Source organism: Deinococcus aquiradiocola, from assembly GCF_014646915.1.
In the GTDB taxonomy this organism is placed as follows: Bacteria; Deinococcota; Deinococci; order Deinococcales; family Deinococcaceae; genus Deinococcus; species Deinococcus aquiradiocola.
Genome location: NZ_BMOE01000001.1, coordinates 321,630 through 337,967, shown reverse-complemented (window position 1 = coordinate 337,967; position 16,338 = coordinate 321,630). Strand labels below are relative to the sequence as shown.

Here is a 16,338-nt window from a genome sequence, read left to right as displayed (position 1 = left end):
GGCCATGACCGAAGCGCGCCGCGATGCCCTGACCACCCTAGCCGCCCGAGCCGGAGAACTCGCCACGCCGAGCGTCACCGCGCCCCTCGTGGAGGCCATCTACCAGTCCACCGTGTACGCCTTCCCCGACCTGGACGCGCTGGAGGCCGGCATGGCCGGGCAGGCGGACGCGTACTTCTACTACCGCAACGCCACCCCGAACGGCACGACGCTGGAGCGCGCCGTGGCCGCCCTGGAAGGCACCGAGGCCGCCGCGTGCGCCGCGAGCGGCATGGCGGCCATCAGCGCGGCCCTGCTGAGCGTGCTCGGCGCGGGCGACCACGTCGTCACGGACGAACGCGTGTACGGCGTGACGTACGCCCTGCTGCGCGACGAACTCCCCAGGTTCGGCATCGAGGTGAGCTTCGTGGACGCCCTCGACCTGGACGCCGTGCGGGACGCCATGCGCCCGAACACGCGCGTCCTGCACGTCGAGAGCCTCACCAACCCGCTCATGACGGTCGCGGACGTGCCCGCCCTCGCGGAGATCGCGCACGCGCACGGCGCGCTGCTCAGCGTGGACAACACCTTCGCGTCCCCGGCCGTCTTCCGCCCGGCGGAGCACGGCGCGGACCTCGTCACGCACTCCCTCAGCAAGTACCTGAGCGGGCACAGCACCGCCTTCGGCGGGGTCGTCGCGGGCCGCGCGGACCTCGTCGCGGCCGCCCGCCTGAAACTCGTGCGGCTGGGCGGCACGGTCAGCGCCTTCGACGCGTGGATGACCATGCAGGGCCTCAAGACGCTGGGCCTGCGCATGCGGGCGCACAGCGGGAACGCGCAGGCCATCGCGGACGTGCTGCAGAACCACCCGCGCGTGAAACGCGTGTATCACCCGGGCCTGGAAAGCCACCCGCAGTTCCAGCTGGCGGACCGCCTGTACCCGGACGGGTTCGGCGGCATGCTGAGCCTGGAGGTCGAGGACGCCGCGCAGTTCGTGAAGCGCCTCGCGGGCCGCATTCCGCTCGCGCCGAGCCTCGCGGACGTGGTCAGCACCCTGTCTCACCCGTGGAGCACCAGTCACCGCGCCCTGAGCGAGGACGACCGCCGCCGCCTGGGCATCACGCCCGGCCTGCTGCGCTTCTCGGTCGGCATCGAGGACATCTCCGACCTGCTGGAGGACCTGGAACGCGCCCTGGAATGACCCCCGGGCCGTGACCTCTGCGGCCCCATGAACGGCGGCGGCCACCTCCAACCCAGGGTGGCCGCCGTGCTGTGACGTCAGGGTGCGGTGGTCTTCCAGTTCTTCTGGATGGCGCGCAGGTGCGCGAGGCGCTGCTGCTCTCCGGGGTGGCTGGCGAGCAGGTCGAGGACGCCGGAGGTCGGCCGGTCGTCGTCCTGCTCGATCAGGCGGCGCAGGATGTCCTGCAGGGGCGTGGTCGCGCCGTAGCGCTGCATCAGCCAGCGGCCCGCGTCGTCGTCCGCCTGCGTTTCCGCCTCGCGGGAGTACCCGCTCGTGAGGAGCAGGGCGGGGACGGCGGCCGCGACGGACGCGGCACTCGTGACGTCGCCCGCCACGACCGAGAAGGCGAGCGTGAGGCCGACACTCTGGTAGATCTGCCGCATGGCGTGCCGGTGCCGGACGTGCCCGAGTTCGTGCGCGAGCACGCCGAGCAGTTCGCGGTCATCACGCGCGAGGCTCACGAGCTGGTCCGTCATGAAGACCGTGCCGCCCGGCAGCGCGAAGGCGTTCGCGCCGACGAGGTCCCCGCCGTCCCGGAACAGGAGGCGGTACGTGTACGGGCCGCCCTGCTCCTTCGCCATCGCCGCGAACTCGCGCGTGAGGGCCTTCTGGCGCGCCGTGGAGAGGTGCGTGGGCTTCAGGTAGCGGGCGTCGATGGCGTTCACGGTTTCCGCGTCGAGGGTCGAGAGGACCGCGAGCGGCGTGACGCTGGCCGCGCCGCTCGCGAGGGCGGGCAGGCCGTAGCGGACGAAGCCCGCAAGGAACAGCAGCATGAACACCAGCGACGCGAGGGCCACGAGTGGCCGCGCTTCGAGGCGGCGCACGAGGCTCAGGCCGGTGTTGCGGCGCAGCTGGCGTTCGAGGGCGCTGACGGCCGCGTCGTCGTCCGTCTCCAGGCGGGCGCGGCCGGGGAGTTTCAGGACACGGCGGTGCCCGGACAGGGGCGGCTCGATGGTCACGTCGTTCAGCGCGAAGCTCACCTCCAGGCCGTCCGACTGGACGTGCAGGTGCGTGAGGGTGGCGTGCACGCTCGCCACGCGCTCCCGGGACGTGAGGCCGTCGAAGTACCGCGCCTGGAAGGTCGGCGGGACGGGGGGCTGCGGGGCGGGTGGGGTGGTCATCAGAAGCCCAGGTCGAAGTTGAAGAACTCGTGCGCCGCTTCCCCGAGGGCGCTCTCGGTGGGGGTGGAGTCGGCGCTGAAGTGGTCGAGGTCCGCGATGGTCTGCACCTGCACGCCGTCCAGCAGGTACCGGGTGCGGCGCACGACGGCCCAGGGCGTGAGGAGGCCCAGCGTGAACAGCTGCGCGAGGGTGTTCGTGACGTGAATCCACGCGAGGCGCGAGGGTCGGAAGGTGGTGTGCAGCCGCAGCGTCTCCCCGAAGTACAGGCCGTCGAGGCTGTAGCGCAGCACGGCCGCGTGCAGGTACTGCCCCACCCCGAGCACGAGCAGGATGTACCCCAGGTACAGTGCGCCGAACCCCAAGGCGACGGCGACGTAACTCCCGGTGGACAGGACTTCGAGCAACACCACATCCAGAAGGTCGGACAGGTCGCCGTTCAGGCCAGAACCGAGCGTCCAGACCAGCAGCAAGACGGCCAGCACGGCGAGGACGCCCACGCCGATCGCCACGCCGACCCCCTTGAGGTACGCGACGTACACCGGTCCCACGTCCTTGTTCCAGCGGGCGCGGGTGGTGCCGTACGCGAGGCCCTGCAGGATGTACCGGTGCTGCATCCAGCGGGCGAGGGGGTACGTGAGGCCGCCCGTGAACGGCAGGGTCAGCATGATGAACAGGTACGCGACGTACGCGGCGCCGGGCGTGCCGTGAAAACGGAAGTTCAGGCCGCGGTACACGGTGTTCGCGGCGTTGAAGCGCAGCGAGCGGTACACCAGCCACGGGTACGCGAGGCCGAACAGGGCGATCATCACGAAGCTGACCCACTGGAATTTCGGGAGCTGCTGCGACAGGGTGTACACCACGAACAGCGCGGCGACGATCAGGAAGCTGCGGAGCAGCGCGAGCGGCTGCGCGGTGTACTCGAAGGGGTGCCCTTCCAGGCGGGTGTGGCCGTAGAAGTACTGGCGGGTCCGGACGCGTGCCCAGGGGCTGTAGAGGCCGAGCGTGACGACGCTCAGGGCGACGTTCACGATCCAGATGCGGAAGTACTCGCGGGCGTCGCCGCTGAATTCCACCTGCAGCGTCCGCACCTCGGGCGTGGGCGGCGTGGCGGGCACGCGGCCCAGCTCGCGGGTGGGCGGGTCGCCGGGCTTGTGCAGGCTGATCGGCGCGGGCACGTCTGCGGGGGTGGGGGTGGGCGGCGACGCGTCGGTCATGGCTGCATGGTACAGGCACACACGGCCAGCATGAGTCGAATGTGAGGGGAGGGCGGTCCCGGCGTGCCGCGCCCTTCGGTATACTCGGTCCATGCAGAGGAAGGACCCCGCCGCGCCCCACGTCACCGTTCCCGGAGCCGGGGGGGTGGTGTTCGGCCCGGACGGACACGTGCTGCTCGTCCGGTACCGCAGCGGCGCATGGGCCTTCCCGAAAGGACACGTGGAGGCGGGCGAGAGTGACGAGCAGACGGCCGTGCGCGAGGTGCAGGAGGAGGGCGGCGTGCACGCGCAGATCGTGGGCGCGCTGCCGGACACGTCGTACACGAACGACCGGGGCGAGCGGCGCGTCATCCACTGGTTCGCCATGAGCACCGACGCGAGCGCCCCCGTGCTGGAGGACACCTTCGCGGAAGGGGGGTTCTTCGCGCCCGTGGAGGCCGTGCGGATGTTAAGCTACGCTGAAGACCGTAACCTGCTCCGCGAGGCCCAGTCCCTGCTGCTGTCCCTGCACGACGCCCGTTGAAGTCGCACCGAAGGTGAAGAGGCCCGCCGTCCGTTCCGGAGGATTCATGCCGCTGTACGCGCTCCTTTCAGACTCCCCGCTCCCAGGCTCTCCGGCGACCGACTCCCCCAGCCTCACGCAACCGGATCTCGTGCCTCACGTTCACACGTCGGCGTTCGTCGCGCCGAGCGCCGACCTGATCGGCCGCGTGAGCGTGGCGCGGAACGCGAGCGTGTGGTTCGGCGCGGTCCTGCGCGGCGACACGGAAGCCGTCACGGTCGGCGAGGGCAGCAACGTGCAGGACGGCGCGGTCCTGCACGCCGACCCCGGCTTCCCGTGCACGCTGCACGCGGGCGTCACGGTCGGCCACCGCGCCATCGTGCACGGCGCGACGTGCGGGGCAGGCAGCCTGGTCGGCATGGGCGCCGTCATGCTGAACGGATCACGGCTCGGGACGGGCGCCGTCCTCGGCGCGGGCGCCCTGCTCCCCGAGGGCCGCGAGGTGCCGGACGGCATGCTCGCGGTGGGCGTGCCCGCCCGCGTGAAGGGTCCCGCCGGAGCGGGCGGGCACGCCGAACGGTACGTGCAGAACGCCCGCCGCTTCCGCACCGAACTGACCCCCGTCCAGGACGGCCCCGGACCGCATCCCGCACCCGGCAGCGACACGGAGGCGACGTGACCCCCCCACCGGAACGCCCGGACCGCCCCTCCCGCCGAACACCGGCCGAACCCGCACGGCCCCCGACCCCCGCGCACGAGCCCCCCGCGACCCACGAAGAACCACCCGCCGACCCGGGCCCGGTCACGGCAGCAGTACCGGCCGAAGCGCACGAGGAACCCGGCGACCCGCTGCTCGTCATCCCGGAACTCGCCCCGATGTTCCCGAACAGTTCCCCCTTCCTCGCACGGTTCCTGCCCCAGGTGCCCGCCTCGGTCCTCGGCCTGAGCAGCGCCTTCTGCAACCTGCACGACTTCCTGCGGCACCTGCACGACGTCGGCTGGTACGGCTACCTGCACGCCGTGATCGGCGACCAGGCCGCGTACGTCCTCGTGTACGAGGGCCGCACCGTGGCCGCCGCCAGCCTCAGCAGCACCGGCGAACAGGCCCTCGGCGAACTCCTCAACCTGTACGAACAGGGCGCGCCCCTCAGCGCGTACACGCTCGCCCCGCACCTCGCGCACATCCTGTCCGGCGTCGGCAGCCGCGCCTGGAAATTCAACCTCACCGAGGACTTCACCGGTCTGCACGCCCGCCCTCGCGGCGCGATCTTCTACTCGCGCGGCGAGATCGTCGCCACCATGCCCGCCACCCTCCCCTACGAAGGTGCCTTCCCCGCCCCGCTCCGCCCGCAGACGCTCATCCTCCCGCGCAGCCTCGCCGGGTGGGCGCACGGCCAGTACGGCCTCACCCTGCGCGGCAAAGACGCCCTGAACGCCATCACGAACGTCCACCAGACGTTCCGCACGCAGCACGGCGCGCAGGGCCTCGCCTTCCTCAAGGCCCTCTCCGAGAAACTCTCACCCGCCGAGTACGCCATGCGCAGCGACGTCGCCCTGCACGACCTCGAACCCCTGCTCCAGGAATTCCTGAGGACCGGCGTCGCAAAGGAACAGCTGGCCGGAAGCTGACCCGTGACGCGCTCCCCGACTCGGCCGGGGATCACCGGCTGCTCGCGTGGGTGGACAGACGGGCACTGCTGGAGGCGGCGTGCGGGCGGAACATGCGGAACATGCGGAGCATGTTCGTGCTCACGCACGCGCACGACCTGCCCGCCGTGGCGTTCTGCGGCCGCACGGGAGCACGTCCGGAGAGGACGCGCGCGGCATCGTGCTAGTCGAGTACGGCGTGCCCGTCCGGTGAAGCGGGCGCCCGTCTCAGTCGACGACGGTCAGGTCCTTGGGCAGTGGCAGGAACTCGATCTCGGGGTGCTGGTCCTGGGTGTACTGCAGGTCGAAGTTGCTCCTGAACAGCATGACGGGGCGGCCCTGGTCGTCCTCGACGCTGCGGGCGAAACGGGCGACCTGGGAGGCGTCTCCGGCGAGCCAGCGGACCAGGGAGTAGGACGTGACGTGCATTTCGATGTCCACGCCGTACTCTTCCTGCAGTCGGGCCTGGAACACCTCGAACTGGAGGGGGCCGACCGCGCCGAGGTACGGGTCGCGTGCGCCGTCGGTGGGGTAGAAGACTTGGACGACGCCTTCCTCGGTGAGCTGTTCGAGGCCCTTGTGGAAGGCCTTGCGTTTGGTGACGTCGCGCAGGCTCATGGTGGCGAACACTTCGGGCGTGAAGCGCGGGAAGTCCGGGAGCTGCACTCTGGCGTCCACGCTGACGACGTCGCCGATGCGGAACACGCCGGGGTTGACGAGGCCGACGATGTCGCCGGGGTACGCGTCCTCGACCTTCTCGCGGTCCTGCGCGAAGAGGGTGTGGGCCTGGGAGAGGCGCAGTTTGCGGCCGGTGCGGGTGAGGGTGACGTCCATGCCGCGTTCGAAGTGGCCGCTGGCGACGCGCATGTACGCGGTGCGGTCGCGGTGGTTGCGGCTCATGTTGGCCTGCAGTTTGAAGATGAAGCCGGTGAAGCCCGCTTCGGGCGGGCGGACGCCCTGGGTGGTGCGGACGCTGCCGGGGGCGGGGGCGAGGTCCACGAAGGTGCTGAGGAAGTGCTCGATCCCGAAGTTGTTCATGGCGGAGCCGAAGAACACGGGGGTCAGTTCGCCTGCCAGGAACGCGGCGTGGTCGAAGGGCGGCATGGCGCCTTCGATGAGGGCGACGTCCTCCTGCAGTTTCTGGTGGAGGGCCACGCCGACGAGCGCGCCGAGTTCGGGGTCGTCGACGCTCTTGACGCTGACGGGCGCGCGGGATTTGCCTCTGGCGACGCGTTCGAACAGCAGGACCTGTTTGGCGACGAGGTCGTACACGCCGCGGAAGTCCGGGCCGTCCCCGATGGGCCACGTGAGCGGGATGGCGGTGATGCCGAGGGTGCTTTCGACCTGTTCGAGCAGTTCAAAGATGTCCTGCGCGGGCCGGTCGAGTTTGTTCACGAAGGTCAGGATGGGGATGCCGCGGTTGCGGCACACGGCGAACAGCTTCTCGGTCTGGGCCTGCACGCCCCTGGCGGCGTCAAGGACCATGAGGGCGCTGTCGGCGGCGGTGAGGGTGCGGTACGTGTCCTCGCTGAAGTCCTGGTGGCCGGGCGTGTCGAGGAGGTTGATGTGCCGTCCGAGGAACTCGAAGGTGAGGGCGCTGCTGGAGATGCTGATGCCGCGCTGCTGTTCGATGCTCATCCAGTCGCTCTTGGTGTGGGCGGTGCCGGCGTGCGCGGTGACGCTGCCGGCCTGCTGGATGGCGCCGCCGTACAGGAGGAGTTTCTCGGTGATGGTGGTCTTGCCGGCGTCGGGGTGGGAGATGATGGCGAAGGTGCGGCGGCGCGCGATCTCGTGTTCGAGGCGGGTCTGTTCGCTGCCCGTTCCGTTGGGGCCTACGTTGTGGGTGGTCATGCTTGCTCCGGCCGGGCGGCCCGGCTCACTGTGGGGTGGGGGTCCGGCGCTCGGTCCCGGGTGGACTGCGCTGGACGCTGGCGGTGGTGGGGGTGCACCTGCGACTCGGCCCGGCGTCAGTGGGGCGTGAGGAGGTGAGACATGAGGGTCAGTATATAGCAGGTGCGGTGCCGCCCGCACCCCCCGGTGGCGTCGCTCCTGCCCCCGCCGTGCCGGGCGACGCGGGCCGCTGCACGCTGTACCCTGGGCGCAGCGGGTTTCGTGACCGCGTGCATGGCCTGCCTCTTCCCTGTTCCTGCCTTCCCTTCAAAGGAGTTCCGCTCTTGTCGCTCACCCCTTCCGAACTGGCCCGTTACCTCACGGCTCTCGTCACGGCGGAACTGCCGCTCAGCACCATGATCTGGGGGCCGCCCGGCGTCGGCAAATCGAGCGTGGTGGCGCAGGTCGCGGCCGCGCACGGCCTGGAGTTCGTGGACGTGCGCCTCTCGCAGCTCGCGCCGACGGACCTGCGGGGCCTGCCGGTCGCGCAGGAGACGTCGGGCGGGCAGGGCGTGAGCCGCTGGTACCCGCCGGAGTTCCTGCCGACGGGCGGGCGCGGCATCCTGTTCCTGGACGAGGTGAACATGGCGCCGCCCACCATGCAGGGCATGGCGCAGCAGCTGATCCTGGACCGCCGCGTGGGCAGTTACGAGCTGCCGGACGGGTGGTTCGTGTGGGCGGCCGGGAACCGCAAGGAGGACCGCGCGAGCGTGTTCGACATGCCTGCCCCGCTCGCGAACCGCTTCCTGCACCTGACGGTCCGGGCGGATTTCGAGGCGTTCAGGGGGTACGCGCTGGGGCGTGGCCTGCACGAGCACGTGCTGGCGTTCCTGACGTTCCGGCCGGAGCTGCTGCACCGGCTCGACACGGCGCAGCCCGCGTGGCCCAGCCCGCGCGCGTGGGAGATGGCGGCGCGCCTGCACCGCGCGCGGCTGGACGTGTCGCCCGCCATCGGGGAGGCGGCGGGCGCGGAGTTCGCGGCGTTCGTGCGGCTGTACGAGCAGCTGCCCGACCTGGAGGAGGTGCTGGCCGGGCGGGTGGACGGGCTGCGGTTGCCGCAGGAGCCGAGCGTGCGGTACGCGGCGGTGGTGGGGCTGGCGGCGCGCGCGCAGGACGCGCAGCAGGGCTTTCATGCCTTCTCGTGGCTGGCGGGGCAGGCGAACGCGGAGTGGTTGCAGCTGTTCGTGGCGACGCTGGTGAGCAAGTTCCAGAGCCTCGGTCAGCTGGGCGAACTGGTGACCCTGATGGACCGCGATCCGCGTCTCGCGGAGCTGGTGCAGGGCGCGGCCGACCTGGCCGAAGGTTGACCGGCGCGTGACGGGCAAACCGGTGGGGCCGGGGCCGGAACCGGCGGAGTTCGGGGCGCTGCTGTCGGGCGCGCGGCTGCGGCTGCGGGGGCGCAGTGCGTTCTTCGCGACGCTGCTGCTGCACACGGACGTGCAGCCGTCGTCGGAGGTGGCGCTCGCCGCGACGGACGGGGACCGTGTGTACCTGAATCCGGTCGCGGCGGCGAGGCTCGCGCCGTCCGAGCTGGACGGCGTGCTGCTGCACGAGGTGCTGCACGCGGCGCTGTCGCACGTGGGTCGGCGCGGGCCGCGCGAGAAGAAACGCTGGAACCGCGCGGCGGACCTGATCGTGAACGGCATGGTGGCGCAGGCGGGCCTGCCGCTCGCGGAGGACGCGCCGCGCGACGATCACCTCGAGACGCTCAGCGTGGAGGAGGTGTACGCGACGCTGGAGCACCAGCAGCAGGACGAGGACCAGGAGGACGGGGACGGGGACGGCGACCTGCTGGACGGCCCGCCGTCCGACGTGCCGCCCCGGCAGGGACAGCGCAGGCCCGGCGAGACGGAGCGCCGCTGGAAGGGCACGCTGGAGCAGGCGCGGGCCTCGCAGAGCATGACCGGCAGGGGCAGCGACCCGCTCGGGCTGCACCGCGAACTGGCGCGCCTCGCCCCGGCCCGCCTCGACTGGAAGAGTCAGCTGTGGCGGTTCCTGGCGCGCACCCCGGTGGATTTCGGGGGCTTCGACCGGCGCTTCGTGGGGCGCGGCCTGTACCTCGAAGCGCTCGACGACGAGAGCCTGCAGGCCCTGATCGCGGTGGACACGTCCGGCAGCGTGGACGAGGCGGCCGTGCAGGCGCTCGTGGCGGAGGTGCAGGGCATCCTGGGCGCGTACCCGCACGTCCGCGCGGACCTGTACTACGCGGACACGGAGGCGTACGGCCCGTACCCGCTGACGGCAGGGTCGGACATCCCGCCGCCGCAGGGTGGGGGCGGCACGGATTTCCGTCCGGTGTTCGCGAAGGTCGCGGATCACGAGCCGGACCTGCTGGTGTACCTCACGGACGGCTTCGGGGACTTCCCGGACGTGCCGCCGCGCGTGCCGACGCTGTGGGTGGTGCCGCCCGGCGGCCTGGAGGACGCGGGCTTCCCGTTCGGTGAGGTGCTGCGCCTGGAGGAAGGCTGACGCCTGCTACGCTGGCGTCACGGCGCGCTGCCGCTCCCTCCCATGACCCATTCCTCCCCTGTTTCCGTTCCGCTGCCGTCTGACCTGACGGCCGACGCCCTCGCCCGCCTCAGTCAGTCCGTGGACGTGTCCGTGCGGGAGGCGGTCGCGCGGCACCCGAACGCGCCGGGCGACCTGCTGAACCTGCTGGGCGAGCATCACCCGCACGCGGTCCTCGCGAATCCGGCCCTGACGCTGCTGCGGCTCGCGCAGCCGGGCCTGCTGGGCGGCTGGTCCGGCGAGACGGTCGCGCGCCTCGCGGGCCTGCCGGACGCGCCCGCGTGGGTGCAGGACGCCGCGCTGCGGCACGAGAGCCTGCTGCCGCGACTCGCGGTGGCGGACCGCGCGGACCTGACGGAGCAGCGCATGCGCAACCTCGCGTGCAACGCGCAGTGGCAGCTGCGGGAGGCGATGGCGAAACGCCGTGACCTGCTGCCGGAACTGGTGGAGATGCTGGCCGCCGACGACGACTACGACGTGCGCAAGGCTGTCGCGGCGCGCGAGGACCTGCCGGGCGCGGCGGTGGAGCGCCTCGCGGCGGACGCGCACGCCTTCGTGCGGGCGGTCGTGGCGCGGCGGCTGGACCTGCCGCTCGCGCAGATGCTGGCCCTCGCGACCGACGACGATTACGACGTGCAGGCGAGCGTCGCGCGGCGGCACGACCTGCCGAGGGCGCTCAGGGAATCGCTCGCGGCGAGCGATCACCCGGCGGTGCGGGCGGCCGCCATGCAGGCGTGGCAGGTGCCGGACGCGTGGCTGGAGCGGGCCGAGCAGGACGCCGACCCGGAGGTCCGCGCGGCCCTCGCCCGCCGCCCCGCCCTGCCGGTCCCCGTGATGGAGCGCCTGGCGCGCGACCCGGCGGACACCGTGCGGCGCGCGCTGCTCGACCGGGACGACCTGACGGTGGACGCGCTGCTGGCGCTGCTGGCGTCGCCGGAGCAGGACGTGCGCCTGCACGTCGCGTCGGCGGCGGACCTGCCGGGCGCGGTGCTGGACGCGCTGCTGCTCGACCCGGACGCGACGGTCCGCACGGTGCTGTGCGTGCGGCCCGACCTGAGCGCCGAGCAGCTCGGACGGCTGAGCCTGGACGCGAGCGCCGAGGTGCGGCGCGGCGCGGCCCTGGCGGAACACCCGGGCGAGACGGTCCTCAAGCGCCTGAGCGTGGACGCGCACAGCGGCGTGCGCCGCGCGGCGGCGACGCACCCGGACCTGCCCGCAGGGGCGGCGCGGGCACTGGCGCGCGACCCGGACGCGGGCGTGCGGCTGGCACTCGCCACGCGCGGCGACCTGCAGCCCGACGTGCTGGACGTGCTGCGCCGCGACCCGGACGGGCACGTGCGCGCCGAGGTGGGCGCGTGAGCGTGGCGGCCTTGTGCCCGTGCGGGTCGGGTCGGCGGTACGCGGCGTGCTGCGGCACGGTCCACAGCGGCGCGCGGCCCGCCCGCACGGCCGAGATCCTGATGCGCAGCCGTTACAGCGCGTACGTGCTGCGGCTGGAAGCGTACCTGCTGCACACCTGGCATCCAGCCACGCGCCCCGAACGGCTGGACCTGCAGGACGACCCGGCGCGCTGGCTGGGCCTCACGGTGCGCTCCACCCGCGCGGGCGGCCCGCAGGACGACACGGGCGAGGTGAGCTTCACGGCCCGCTACAGGGTGGACGGCGAGTCGTTCCGTCTGGACGAGGACAGCCGCTTCGTGCGGCTGGACGGGTCATGGGTGTACCTGGACGGTGAGGGCGGCACCGGCGCACGCTGAAGGCAGGTCCCGTCCCGGCCAGGGGGCGGGACGCACGGCCGGGTTCCGGACGGATGCTCTAGACTGAGCGTCATGCGCGTCGTGCAGTTCGTTCAGGTGGTGGTCCTGCTGGGCCTGGTGGGGTACGGGGTGCTGGTGTACCTGCAGAATCCGGTGCTGCTGCGCCTGCCGCTGCTGTTCGCGGGCCGCGAGGCGGTCCTCCCGGCGGGCGTGGGGCTGGCGCTCGGGGTGCTGGTGGGGGCGCTGTACGCGGCCCTGCTGATCCTGCCGCGCTACGTCCGGCAGCGGGTGCTGCGCCGGACGGACCTGTCGCGCCGCCGGGACGCGGAGACGCGCCTGCAGGCGACCCTGCAGGCCGTGATCGACGGGGCCGCCGTGAACGACGCTGCGCCCGACGTGCTGGCCGAACCGGACGGGACGCCCGTGCAGGCGCAGGCGTGAGCGGCCACCCGGCAGGCGTGCCTGAAACGCGCTGGGAGCTCGCGCGGCCCGGCAGCCGTGAGGAGCTTCGCGCCATGATGGACGAGTTCGGTGTGTCGCCGATGCTGGCGCAGGTACTGCACACGCGCGGCCTGACGCGCGCTCACCTGTTCCCGCAGCGTCACCTCACCCCGAACCCCGGCATCCGCGAGGCGGCCCGGCGGCTGGTGCAGGCGATCCGGCACGAGAAGAAGATCCGCATTCACGGCGACTACGACGCGGACGGCGTGACCGCCACGGCGCTGCTCGTGCTGGGCCTGGAGCGCCTGGGGGCGGACGTGCACGGCTTCATCCCGCACCGCCTGAAGGAAGGGTACGGGCTGCACCCGTCGCGGGTCGCGGAGCACGCCGAACGGTGCGACCTGCTCGTGACGGTCGACTGCGGCGTCACCAACAACGCCGAGGTGGCCGCGCTGCTCGCGGCGGGCGTGGAGGTCATCGTGACGGACCACCACTCGCCCGGCCCGGACTTCCCGGACTGCCTGGTGGTGCACCCGCACCTCACCCCGAACTACGACCCCGGCGTGCACAACCTGACGGGCGCGGGCGTCGCGTACCACCTGCTGTGGGCCGTGCGGGAGGAACTGGGCGAGCCGGAACCGCTGGAGTACGCGCCGCTCGCGACGCTGGGGACGGTGGCGGACGTGGCGCCCCTGACGGGCGAGAACCGCGCACTGGTGCTGGCGGGCCTGAACCTGTTCCCGGAGACGACCCTGCCGGGCCTGCGCGTCCTGATGGACGGCAAGGCACTGAAGACCATCACGGCGCGCGACGTGGCGTTCATTCTCGCGCCGCGCATCAACGCGGCCGGGCGGCTCGGTGAGGCGGACATCGCGCTGGACCTGCTGACCACGCAGAACGCCCGCCGCGCCGAGGAGCTCGCCGTGTACCTCGAAACCCGCAACGGCGAGCGGCGCGTGCTGCAGGACAGCATGTACAGGCAGGCGCTGGAGCTCGTGGACCCTTCGGACCCGGCCATCGTGGTCACGCACCCGGACTGGCACGCGGGCGTGATGGGCATCGTCGCGGCGAAACTGCTGGAGCGCTTTCACCTGCCGGTGTACATCGTGGCGCAGGGCAAGGGCAGCGTCCGCAGCACGCCGGGCATCTCGGCGGTGGGTGGCCTGCGGCACAGCGCGGACCTCCTCGACCGGTTCGGCGGGCACCCGGCCGCCGCCGGGTTCGCGCTGCAGGAGGGGCGGTACGCGGCGCTGCGCGAGCGGCTGCACGGGTACGCGCGGCAGTTCCCGCGCCCCACGCCGACCCTCGCCCTGCACGGCGCGCTGCCCGCGCACGCGGTCGGCCGTCCCCTGTGGGACGAGCTGGAGGGCCTGGAACCGTTCGGTGAGGGCTTCCCGGAACCGGTGTGGCACCTGAGCGGCGAGCTGGACAGCCCGCGCATCGTCGGCAAGACCGGCACGACCCTGCAGTTCTCACTGGGCGGCGTGAAGGGCGTGAAGTACCAGGAGCCGCAGGTGGGGGCCGGACCGCGTGACCTGGCGGCGCGCGTGCAGCGCAGCGAGTTCAGGGGCGTGAGCCGCGTGGAACTCATGCTGGACGGCCTGCGCGCCGAGGGTCGCCTGCACCTGACGGGCGACGCGGGAGGCGTGGCGCACGCGCGCCTGAAACCGCTGGAGGCCATGCAGCACCTGCGGGCCGGGGCGAGCGCGTACGCGACCGGGGCGGTCGCCGCGTACCTCGGCGACAACATTCCCGGCGTGCGCCTGCTGAACCCGGGGGAGGCGCTGAGCGGCGAGGTGGTGCTGTACGCCCTGCCGCCCGAGGACGACCTCGCCGGGTGGGCCGCGTCGGGCCGGGTGAGCTTCGCGTGGGGACCGAAGACCCTCACGGAACTGGAGGCGGGCTTCACGGGCCGCGAGCGCGGTCAGGACGCACAGCTCGGCGCGTACCGCCGCTGGCAGTGGGCGCACGCGTACCGGCACCTGGACAACGAGGGCTGGAGCCGCGCCGTGAACGCCCTGCTGGGCCTGCAGGCCACGCCGGAACTGGCAGGCGTCGCCGACTGATCCGGCGTTGATCCGCTCCGGTGAGGACCAGGCATGGAGCGTCTCCCCTGTCCGGTCCTCGCGGCGCCCCTGGAATCGGATCAGCTGCGCGCTTCGATCTCTTCCTGCACGCGCGCCCAGTCGTCCATGCGGGCTTCCAGGCGGGTCTCCAGGTCGTGCGCGGCCTTGCCGAGCACCGCGAAGTCCGCGTCGGGGGCGGGCTGGGCGAGCGCGAGGTGCGCCCGTTCCAGTTCTGCCTCCAGCGTGGCGATGTCGGCCTCGATGGCTTCCAGGTCGCGGTTGAGCTGCCACAGGCCCTTGCCTTTCGGGGCAGGCGCGGCGCTCTTCGCGGGGGTGGGGGCGGGTTCGGGCGCGGGTCCGGCGGGCCGGTGCTTCTCCTGGTAGTACGCGTACCCGCCGGGGTACTCGTGGAACTGTCCGTCCTCGATGAGCCAGATGCGGTCGGCGAGGTTCTCGACGAGGCGGCGGTCGTGGCTGATCATCAGGAGGGTTCCGGCGAACTCGTCGAGTGCGCCTTCCAGCGTTTCGAGCATCTCGATGTCGAGGTGGTTGGTGGGCTCGTCGAGCACGAGGAAGTTGTGGTCCTCCTGCGCGAGCTTCAGCAGGGCGAGGCGGGCGCGTTCGCCGCCGGAGAGGGTGCTGACCTTCTTGTCGTGCTGGTCGTACGGGAAGAGGTACGTGCCGAGCAGGTCGTGCGCCTGCGCGTCCTTCTCGACGTACACGCGCGCCTCGTCGTAGAGGGTCGCGTGTTCGTCCACGCCGCGCAGCTGCTGGTCGTAGTACCCGAGGCTGACGCGGGCGCCCGTGCGGATCTGGGCGCGCGGGTCGTCGCTGGGCGTGAGGCCCAGCAGGACGCGCAGCAGGGTGGTCTTGCCCGCGCCGTTGCGGCCGATCAGGGCGACGCGCTCGCCGCGCCTGAGCTGGACGTTCACGTCCCGGAAGAGGCTGCGGCCAGACACGCTCTTGCTGAGGTGGCGGGCGTCCAGCACGAGGTCCCCGCTCTCCGGGGCGTGGAACACGATGTTCGACAGGCGGCGTTCCGGGGGTGGGGGCGGGGCGGTCGCGGCGGCCTTCATGCGGTCCACGCGGCTCTGCATGCTCTTGGCGCGCCGCGCGAGTTTGCTCATGCCCAGGCCCCAGATCTTCATGCGGTCCGCGCTGGCCTGCAGCGTCTGAATCTGTTTGCTTTCGATCAGGGCGCGTTGCCGCTGGCGTTCGAGGTCCGCTTCGAGCGCCTCGCGGAAGGTGCTGTAGTTGCCGGGGTAGACCTTGACGGTGCCGCCCGACAGGTACGCGGTTTCGGTGCTGACGGCGTCGAGGAAGGCGCGGTCGTGGCTGATGAGGAGCATCGCGCCGCGGTAGCCGCTCAGGAAGCGTTCCAGCCACTCGACCATCACGATGTCGAGGTGGTTGGTGGGCTCGTCGAGGAGCAGCACGTCGGGGTTCTCGACGAGGATCGCGGCGAGGCCGAGCCGGGTGCGTTCCCCGCCGGACAGGCCGCCGACCGGTTCGTGCTCGCGGTCACGGAACCCGAAGGCGAGCGTGACGCCCGCCTTGCGGCTGCGGCGTTCGTACCCGCCGCGCCGCGCGAAGTGTTCGAGGAGTTCGGCGTGCCGTTCGATGCTGGCGGGGTCGCCGCCCGTCATGTCGTGCGCGGCCGCGTCCAGCTGGCGTTCGAGTTCGTCGAGTTCGCTGAAGGCCGCTTCGAGCACCGAGTCGACGGTCGAGCCGTCCGGAAACGTGGGGTCCTGCGACAGCGCCCGGACGCGCACGCCGGGGCCTCGCACCACCTGTCCCGCGTCGGGCTGCAGGTCCCCGGTGAGCAGTTTGAGCAGGGTGCTTTTTCCGGCACCGTTCCGGCCCACGAGGGCCATCCGGTCGCCCGGTTCGACCCCCATGGTCACGCCATCGAGCACCGCGCGGGTCCCGAAATCCTTCACAACTTCCTGTAAGCCGACAAGCACGCCCCGCAG

At 72.2% G+C, this 16,338-nt stretch carries 14 protein-coding genes; 10 read left to right on the top strand and 4 right to left on the bottom strand.

Features of this window, described 5'->3' with window-relative positions; all coding sequences use genetic code 11:
- The first annotated feature begins 4 nt into the window (after window positions 1-4).
- Window positions 5-1,180: a trans-sulfuration enzyme family protein gene (locus tag IEY33_RS01550; protein WP_188960461.1), complete on the top strand. Its 1,176-nt coding sequence runs from the start codon at window positions 5-7 to the stop codon at window positions 1,178-1,180.
- 77 nt (window positions 1,181-1,257) lie between these two features.
- Here the strand turns inward: IEY33_RS01550 and IEY33_RS01545 are convergent, their stop codons facing one another.
- Both IEY33_RS01545 and IEY33_RS01540 read right to left on the bottom strand, forming a co-directional pair.
- Window positions 1,258-2,340, bottom strand: a complete 1,083-nt coding sequence (locus tag IEY33_RS01545) for a M48 family metallopeptidase (protein ID WP_188960460.1) — start codon at window positions 2,338-2,340, stop codon at window positions 1,258-1,260.
- Window positions 2,340-3,554 carry a YjgN family protein gene (locus tag IEY33_RS01540; protein ID WP_188960459.1) on the bottom strand — a complete coding sequence of 405 codons (1,215 nt, stop codon included), beginning with the start codon at window positions 3,552-3,554 and terminating at the stop codon, window positions 2,340-2,342. Before IEY33_RS01540 ends, IEY33_RS01545 begins: the two co-directional genes overlap by 1 nt.
- Before the next feature lie 91 nt (window positions 3,555-3,645).
- On the opposite strand from IEY33_RS01540, the gene IEY33_RS01535 reads away from it, so the two are divergent.
- Genes IEY33_RS01535 through IEY33_RS01525 form a run of 3 tightly spaced genes read left to right on the top strand, consistent with a single transcriptional unit; the run spans window position 3,646 to window position 5,685 of the window.
- Window positions 3,646-4,077, top strand: a complete 432-nt coding sequence (locus IEY33_RS01535) for an NUDIX hydrolase (RefSeq protein WP_188960458.1) — start codon at window positions 3,646-3,648, stop codon at window positions 4,075-4,077.
- A gap of 46 nt (window positions 4,078-4,123) precedes the next feature.
- On the top strand, window positions 4,124-4,735 hold the full coding sequence (locus IEY33_RS01530) for a gamma carbonic anhydrase family protein (protein ID WP_188960457.1): 612 nt from the start codon (window positions 4,124-4,126) through the stop codon (window positions 4,733-4,735).
- On the top strand, window positions 4,732-5,685 hold the full coding sequence (locus tag IEY33_RS01525; protein ID WP_306415587.1) for a hypothetical protein: 954 nt from the start codon (window positions 4,732-4,734) through the stop codon (window positions 5,683-5,685). Before IEY33_RS01530 ends, IEY33_RS01525 begins: the two co-directional genes overlap by 4 nt.
- A gap of 246 nt (window positions 5,686-5,931) precedes the next feature.
- Here the strand turns inward: IEY33_RS01525 and IEY33_RS01520 are convergent, their stop codons facing one another.
- Complete coding sequence (locus IEY33_RS01520) at window positions 5,932-7,554, bottom strand: peptide chain release factor 3 (RefSeq protein WP_188960456.1); 1,623 nt, start codon at window positions 7,552-7,554, stop codon at window positions 5,932-5,934.
- A gap of 323 nt (window positions 7,555-7,877) precedes the next feature.
- Between IEY33_RS01520 and IEY33_RS01515 the strand changes: the two genes are divergently transcribed.
- The 6 genes from IEY33_RS01515 (at window position 7,878) to IEY33_RS01490 (ending at window position 14,365) form a co-directional block, all read left to right on the top strand.
- A complete protein-coding gene (locus IEY33_RS01515) occupies window positions 7,878-8,900 on the top strand; it encodes an AAA family ATPase (protein ID WP_188960455.1) in 1,023 nt (340 codons plus the stop codon).
- A 7-nt stretch (window positions 8,901-8,907) separates the two neighbouring features.
- Complete coding sequence (locus tag IEY33_RS01510; RefSeq protein ID WP_229670669.1) at window positions 8,908-10,062, top strand: vWA domain-containing protein; 1,155 nt, start codon at window positions 8,908-8,910, stop codon at window positions 10,060-10,062.
- A 42-nt stretch (window positions 10,063-10,104) separates the two neighbouring features.
- Window positions 10,105-11,460 carry a hypothetical protein gene (locus IEY33_RS01505; RefSeq protein ID WP_188960454.1) on the top strand — a complete coding sequence of 452 codons (1,356 nt, stop codon included), beginning with the start codon at window positions 10,105-10,107 and terminating at the stop codon, window positions 11,458-11,460.
- Complete coding sequence (locus tag IEY33_RS01500) at window positions 11,457-11,858, top strand: YchJ family protein (RefSeq protein WP_188960453.1); 402 nt, start codon at window positions 11,457-11,459, stop codon at window positions 11,856-11,858. Before IEY33_RS01505 ends, IEY33_RS01500 begins: the two co-directional genes overlap by 4 nt.
- A gap of 72 nt (window positions 11,859-11,930) precedes the next feature.
- Complete coding sequence (locus IEY33_RS01495) at window positions 11,931-12,299, top strand: hypothetical protein (RefSeq protein ID WP_188960452.1); 369 nt, start codon at window positions 11,931-11,933, stop codon at window positions 12,297-12,299.
- A gap of 77 nt (window positions 12,300-12,376) precedes the next feature.
- Complete coding sequence (locus tag IEY33_RS01490; RefSeq protein ID WP_188960927.1) at window positions 12,377-14,365, top strand: single-stranded-DNA-specific exonuclease RecJ; 1,989 nt, start codon at window positions 12,377-12,379, stop codon at window positions 14,363-14,365.
- An 80-nt stretch (window positions 14,366-14,445) separates the two neighbouring features.
- Here the strand turns inward: IEY33_RS01490 and IEY33_RS01485 are convergent, their stop codons facing one another.
- Window positions 14,446-16,329 carry an ABC-F family ATP-binding cassette domain-containing protein gene (locus tag IEY33_RS01485; RefSeq protein WP_306415586.1) on the bottom strand — a complete coding sequence of 628 codons (1,884 nt, stop codon included), beginning with the start codon at window positions 16,327-16,329 and terminating at the stop codon, window positions 14,446-14,448.
- Window positions 16,330-16,338 lie beyond the last annotated feature (9 nt).